Annotated in this window: 5 protein-coding genes; 1 reads left to right on the top strand and 4 read right to left on the bottom strand. The window is 72.0% G+C overall.

Annotated elements, in window-relative coordinates:
- Positions 1 to 495 (top strand): O-antigen ligase family protein (locus tag VFM98_RS06420; RefSeq protein WP_325109076.1); only part of this gene is annotated, 495 nt, incomplete at its 5' end.
- 21 nt (positions 496 to 516) lie between these two features.
- Here VFM98_RS06420 and VFM98_RS06425 read toward each other — a convergent pair.
- The 4 genes from VFM98_RS06425 to VFM98_RS06440 all read right to left on the bottom strand — a co-directional run bounded on the left by VFM98_RS06425 (position 517) and on the right by VFM98_RS06440 (position 5,413).
- A complete protein-coding gene (locus VFM98_RS06425) occupies positions 517 to 1,614 on the bottom strand; it encodes a glycosyltransferase family 4 protein (RefSeq protein WP_325109077.1) in 1,098 nt (365 codons plus the stop codon).
- Entirely contained in the window at positions 1,611 to 2,786 is a 1,176-nt protein-coding gene (locus VFM98_RS06430) for a glycosyltransferase family 4 protein (protein WP_325109078.1), read from the bottom strand. Before VFM98_RS06430 ends, VFM98_RS06425 begins: the two co-directional genes overlap by 4 nt.
- A 30-nt stretch (positions 2,787 to 2,816) precedes the next feature.
- Complete coding sequence (msbA, locus tag VFM98_RS06435) at positions 2,817 to 4,535, bottom strand: lipid A export permease/ATP-binding protein MsbA (RefSeq protein ID WP_325109080.1); 1,719 nt, start codon at positions 4,533 to 4,535, stop codon at positions 2,817 to 2,819.
- Positions 4,536 to 4,660: 125 nt separating this feature from the next.
- Complete coding sequence (locus VFM98_RS06440) at positions 4,661 to 5,413, bottom strand: glycosyltransferase family 2 protein (RefSeq protein WP_325109079.1); 753 nt, start codon at positions 5,411 to 5,413, stop codon at positions 4,661 to 4,663.
- Positions 5,414 to 5,628 lie beyond the last annotated feature (215 nt).

The raw sequence follows: 5,628 nt of genomic DNA on the forward strand, positions 1-5,628 counted from the left end.
CAACTGTCCGACGAGAAGCTGAGCCTGGAGAAGATCGGCACCACCCTGTCGATGCACATCCGCGTGCAGCACTGGCGCATCGCCGCCGAGGGCTGGCGGCAGCGGCCGCTGCTCGGGTGGGGGCCGGACGCCTTCCACACGCTCTCGGTCGACGACGTGTGCGCCTGGCGCACCGCTCGCGGCGAGCCGTGCGATCGCGAGCGCTATACGACCGCCCCCCACGCGCACAGCCTGTACGTCTCCACGCTGGTGGAGCGCGGCGTGCTGGGCCTGCTGGCGCTGGCCGTGCTGCTCGGCACCTGGGCCTGGACCCTGCTGCGCAGCGCCGCTTCGGCGGCGCAGTCCCCGCTGTGGGTGGCCAGTGCCGCGAGCCTGGCGGTGGTGGTCGTCGGCGGCTTGTTCAACACCACCCTGCGCGTCGAGCACGGCTCGCTGGCGCTGCTGTGGTTCGCCCTCTGGGTGGCCGCCGACCGCCGGGCGCGCACGGCGCGTTGAGCCCGTGGCCGGGCCGGCGCGTCAAGCCCGCGCCGCGCCCGCCACGACGGAACGGAACACCTCCTCCATCGCGTCGCACATGACGTCGAGCGTGCAGCGCTCCAGGGCGAGGGCGCGCGCCGCCCGCCCGAGGCTGTCGCGCCGCGCGGGATCGTCCATCAGGCCCGCGATCGCGCGCGCCACGGCGGCGGAGTCCTGCGTGGGCACGACCACCGCCGTGCGGCCGTCGTGCGCGATCTCGGAGATGCAGCCCACGTGCGTGGTCACGCAGGGCAGGCCGCTGAGCATGGCCTGCATCAGCGCCTGCGGCACGCCCTCGTTGGCATAGGAGGGCAGCACGAACAGGTCCATCGCGCGCATCCAGCGCTCCGGCTGCGGGTCGTGGCCGACGAAACGCACGATCTCGCCGAGCCCCGCGGCGGCCACCTGGGCCTGCACCTCCTGCATCCGCGGGCCGTCGCCGACGATCAGGAGCTGCAGCACGCGGCCCTGCTGGTGCAGCTGCTGCACCGCCTCCACCAGGTAGCGGTGCCCCTTCCAGCTGCGCACGCCGGCGACGATGCCCACGGTGAACAGCTCTGGCAGGCCGAGCGCGGCTCGCGCGGCCACGGGATCGGCGGGCCCGAAGCGGGCGGGATCGACGCCGGTGGGCACCGAGCGGATCGGCATGCGGAAGCCGTTCACGTCGATGAGGGCCTGCCGCAGCTGCTCGCCGGTGGTGACGATGGCGGCGGAGCGCTGGTAGACCCAGCTGGTCGTGGGCTTGCGGGAGACGGCGGCGGTGGTGTGCCGCGTGCGCACCAGCGGCACCGGGTGCGCCGACAGCACGTTGGCCAGCACCGTGAGCCAGCTGTCGGGGGAGCTGTGGGTGTTGACCACGTCGAAGCGTTCGCGCTGCAGCAGCTCGCGCATCGCGAACACGCCGCGCAGGCTCTTGCGCGCGATCGGCACGTCGTGCACGCGGAAGCCGAGCGCGGCCGCCTCGCGGTGGATGCGGGCGGAGGCCGGCGCGGCGAGCTCCAGCACGTGGCCGCGGCTGCGCAGCCCCTGCATCTCGGCGACGACGCGCATTTCCTGGCCGCCCCAGCCGTCGGAGGATTCGGTGTGGAGGATCTTCATCGGAGCGAGGGCGCGCCCAGCAGGCGGGCGTAGAGCGCCAGGTAGTCGTCGGTCATGCGGTCGATGCCGTAGGGTTCCATGGCCCGGCGGGCGGCGGCGCCGAGCGCCCGGGCGTGGTCGCGCGGCAGCAGGTCCGCCATGGCACGGGCGAGGGCGGGCACGTCGAAGGCATCGACGACGTGCCCGGATGCAGGCGAGAGCAGTTCGGCGACGCCGCAGCTGGTGGTGGTGATCGCCGGCAGGCCGCAGGCCATCGCCTCCAGCACGGCGTTGGACTGCGGGTCATAGAGCGTCGGCAGCACGAAGGCGTCGGCGCCGTGGTAGTAGGGCAGCACGTCGTTCTGCGCGCCGGTGAAGCGCACGGAGCCGGCGACGCCCAGCCGCTCGGCCAGCTTCTGGTAGCGGGCCAGGTGCTTGTCGTGGCCGACCACCACCAGCAGCGCACGGTCTTGCAGGCCGCCCGCCGCGAAGGCGCGCAGCGCGCCCTCGACGCCCTTGCGTTCGAAGCCGGAGCCGACGAACAGGAACACGGTGCGATCCTCGGGCCAGCCGAAGCGCTCGCGCGCCGCCTGCCGCTGCGCCGGCTCGGGCGGGCGAAAGCGCTGCAGGTCGATGCCGTTGCGGATCACCACCATCTTCTCGGGCGCGACGCCGTAGTGGCGCGCGATCTCGTCGCGCACCATCTCCGAGTTGCACACGATGCACCGCAGCGCCGGGTGCTGGAACATCTCCCGCTCCGTGCGCAGCAGCATCCGGTGGTGCGCGCTCAGCGCGTCGCCCAGGCGGCGCCACCAGCCGCCCTTGCGGCCCCGCAGCGCCAGCCACTGGCGGTGCACGCCGTCGCCGGCACGGTACAGCGGCAGGCCGGGGATGCGCTCGTGCGACTGCACCAGGTCGAAGCCCTCGCGCGCCACCGCCTCGCGCACGGCGCGGCTGAAGGCCTGGTCGCGCCAGCGCCGCCCGACGTGGAAGTTGCCCAGCTCGACGCAGCGCACGTTCGGCGGCAGCCCGAACTCGCCCCCGCGCGGCCACTTGCGCGCGATCATCGTCAGCTCCACGCCGCGGCTGGCCAGCGCCTGCGCGATGCGTTGCACGAAGCGTTCGGCGCCGCCGGCGGCGTTCCAGCTGCCGCGCACCAGCGCGATGCGGGGCGGGCGCTCAGCGGGCTGCATGCAACTGCATCCGCCGCTTGCGCAAGCCGTTCATTTCGCGCCGCCCCCCTGCTGCCGGTAGAGCCGGGCGTAGAGCCCGTCGTGCGCCAGCAGTTCCGCGTGCGAACCGCTCTCGACGATGCGGCCCTGTTCCAGCACGACGATGCGGTGCGCGTGCTCCACGGTCGAAAGGCGGTGCGCGATGATCAGGGTGGTGCGGCCGGTCATCAGGCGCTGCATCGCCTCCTGCACCAGGCGCTCGGAAACCGTGTCGAGCGCCGAGGTCGCCTCGTCGAGGATCAGGATCGGCGCGTCCTTGTAGAGCGCGCGGGCGATCGCCAGCCGCTGCCGCTGGCCGCCCGAGAGCTGGGTGGCGTTGTGCCCGGTCACCGTCTGCAGCCCCTCCGGCAGGCTGTCGACCACGTCCTGCAGGTTGGCGGCTTGCACGCAGCGCGCCAGCCGGGCCGCATCGGGCGGGCTTTCCAGCGCGATGTTGGCCGCCACCGTGTCGTTGAACATCACCACGTCCTGGCTCACCAGCGCGAACTGCGAGCGCAGCGCATCGAGCCGCCACTCCGCCACGTCGACGCCGTCCAGCAGGACGGAGCCGGTGTCGGGCAGCACGAAGCGCGGCAGCAGGTTGGCCAGCGTGCTCTTGCCCGATCCCGAGGGCCCGACCAGCGCCACCACCTCGCCCGGCGCGATCTCGAGGCTCAGGCTGTCGAGCGCGGGGATCGCGTCGTCGCGGTAGCGCACGCGCACGTCGCGCAGTTCGATGTGGCCGTCGGCGCGCCCGGGCGCGTGGGTGCCGCCGCTTTCGGGGGCGACGTTCGACAGCAGTTCGCGCGCCCGCGACACGGCGGCAAAGCCGCGCATGATCGGGGTGGCGGCCTGCGACAGGTGCTTGATCGGCGCCACCAGCATCAGCATGGCCGTGATGAAGGCGGCGAAGGTGCCGACCGAAATGCCCTCGCGGCTCTGCCACAGCGCGATGACGATGACGGCCGACAGCGAAGTGGCCGACACCAGGTGCGTGAGCGGCGTCAGCGCCGCGGAGGCGGCCGCGGACTTGAGCGCCAGCCGGCGCAGCGCGCGCCCGAGCCCTTCGAAGCGCTGGGCCTGGGCCTCCTGCGCGCCGTGCAGGCGCACCACGCGTGCCGCCAGCACGTTCTCCTCCACCACGTACGCGAGCTGGTTGGTCGCGGCATGGCTGCTGCGCGCGATGCTGTAGAGCCGCTGCGCGACGACGCGGATGATCCATGCCACGGCCGGCACGATCACCAGGACGATGCCCGTGAGCTGCCAGTTCAGGTAGACCAGGTAGATCAGCAGGGCGACGATGGTCACGCTGTCCTTGAGCAGGCCGATGACCGAATTCGTCAGCATGGTCATGCCGCTCTGCACCTCGAACACCACCGTGTTGGACAGCGCGGTCGCGTTCTCGCGCGCGAACAGCGACAGCCGCGCCTCCAGCAGGCGCGCGAACATGGCGGTGCGCAGCCGCATCAGCCCGTCCTGCGCGATGCGCGCGAGCGCGATGTCGGCCAGGAAGCCGGTGATGCCGCGCACCGTGAACAGCAGCATCAGCGCCACGGGAACCAGCCAGGGCTCGAGGTGGCCGCCGGGGGTGAAGCCCTCGTCGAGCAGCGGCTTCAGCAGGGCCGGCACCAGCGGTTCGAGGGCCGAGGAGATGATGGTGCAGATGACGGCACCGACCCAGAACTTGCGCGAGCCGGCGAAGAAGGGCAGCAGCCACCGCACCACGCCCATGTCGATGCGGATCACGAGGTTCTGTCCAACAGGAGTGCAATGATGAAGCCGGGATTATGCCGTCTGTATCCGCGACACTCGGCCGCAGGGCGCCCCCGCACCGGAGCGCGCGACCGCATCGGCGGCTAAGCCTCGCGCTCCATCATCCAGAGGCGCAGGTATTTGTAGTAATGGGTCTGGGCGTTGTACATGGCCAGCACCAGGCCCAGGCGGCCGTCGCGGAAGCCCTGGCGCAGCAGGTAGGTGCGGCAGAAGGCCCACAGCCCGCTGGCCAGGGCGCGGGACAGGGACGAGCGCCGGCCCTGGTCGCGCGCGTCGATGGCGGCGCCGCGCGAATAGCGGTTCAGCTTCTCGAGCACGTCGTCGAGGTCGCGGTAGCTGTAATGGATGATCGGCGAGCGCAGGTCGGCGCGCCGGCCCTCCACGGTCATGTGGGCGTGCAGGAAATGCTCGGTGAAGCCCGCGCGGTCGCGCCGGACGAGGCGCAGGGTATAGTCAGGCCGCCATCCGCCGTGGTTCATGAACTGGCCGCAGAAGCTCGAGTAGCGCGGCAGGCGATAGCCTTCGGCGACGGGTTGCTCGATGGCGGCGCGGATCTCGGCCGCGAGTTCCTCCGTGATCCGCTCGTCCGCGTCGAGCGAGAGCACCCAGTCGCCGGTGGCCAGTGCGATGCCCCGCTGCTGTTGCCTGCCGTAACCGGGCCAGTCGGTGACATGCACCTTCGCCCCCGCTGCGCGCGCCACGTCCGCGGTCGCGTCCGTGCTGGAGGAGTCGAGGACAATCACTTCGTCGGCGAAGGCGGCGCTGCGCACGCAGTCGGCGATCTGGTGCGCCTCGTTGCGCGCGGCGACGATCACGGAGAGGGTGGGTCGGGACATGCGATGATTTTCCCCGATCGGGTCCGGCCTCCCGGGGCGCAACGCCGTCCGCGGCCGCCGGCAAAGGGCAGACCATCGCGATTGAACTGAATCGATGAGAGCAAGACCAAGCAGAATGGATCCGAAAACGCATTTCCGGCGCCGCGCCTTCCTGGCCGCGGGCGGTGCGCTCGCCGCCGCCCCCGCCCTGGCGCAATTCCGTGTCGAAGTCACCG

The sequence above is a fragment of the Ramlibacter sp. genome (genome assembly GCF_035706265.1).
In the GTDB taxonomy this organism is placed as follows: domain Bacteria; phylum Pseudomonadota; class Gammaproteobacteria; order Burkholderiales; family Burkholderiaceae_C; genus Ramlibacter.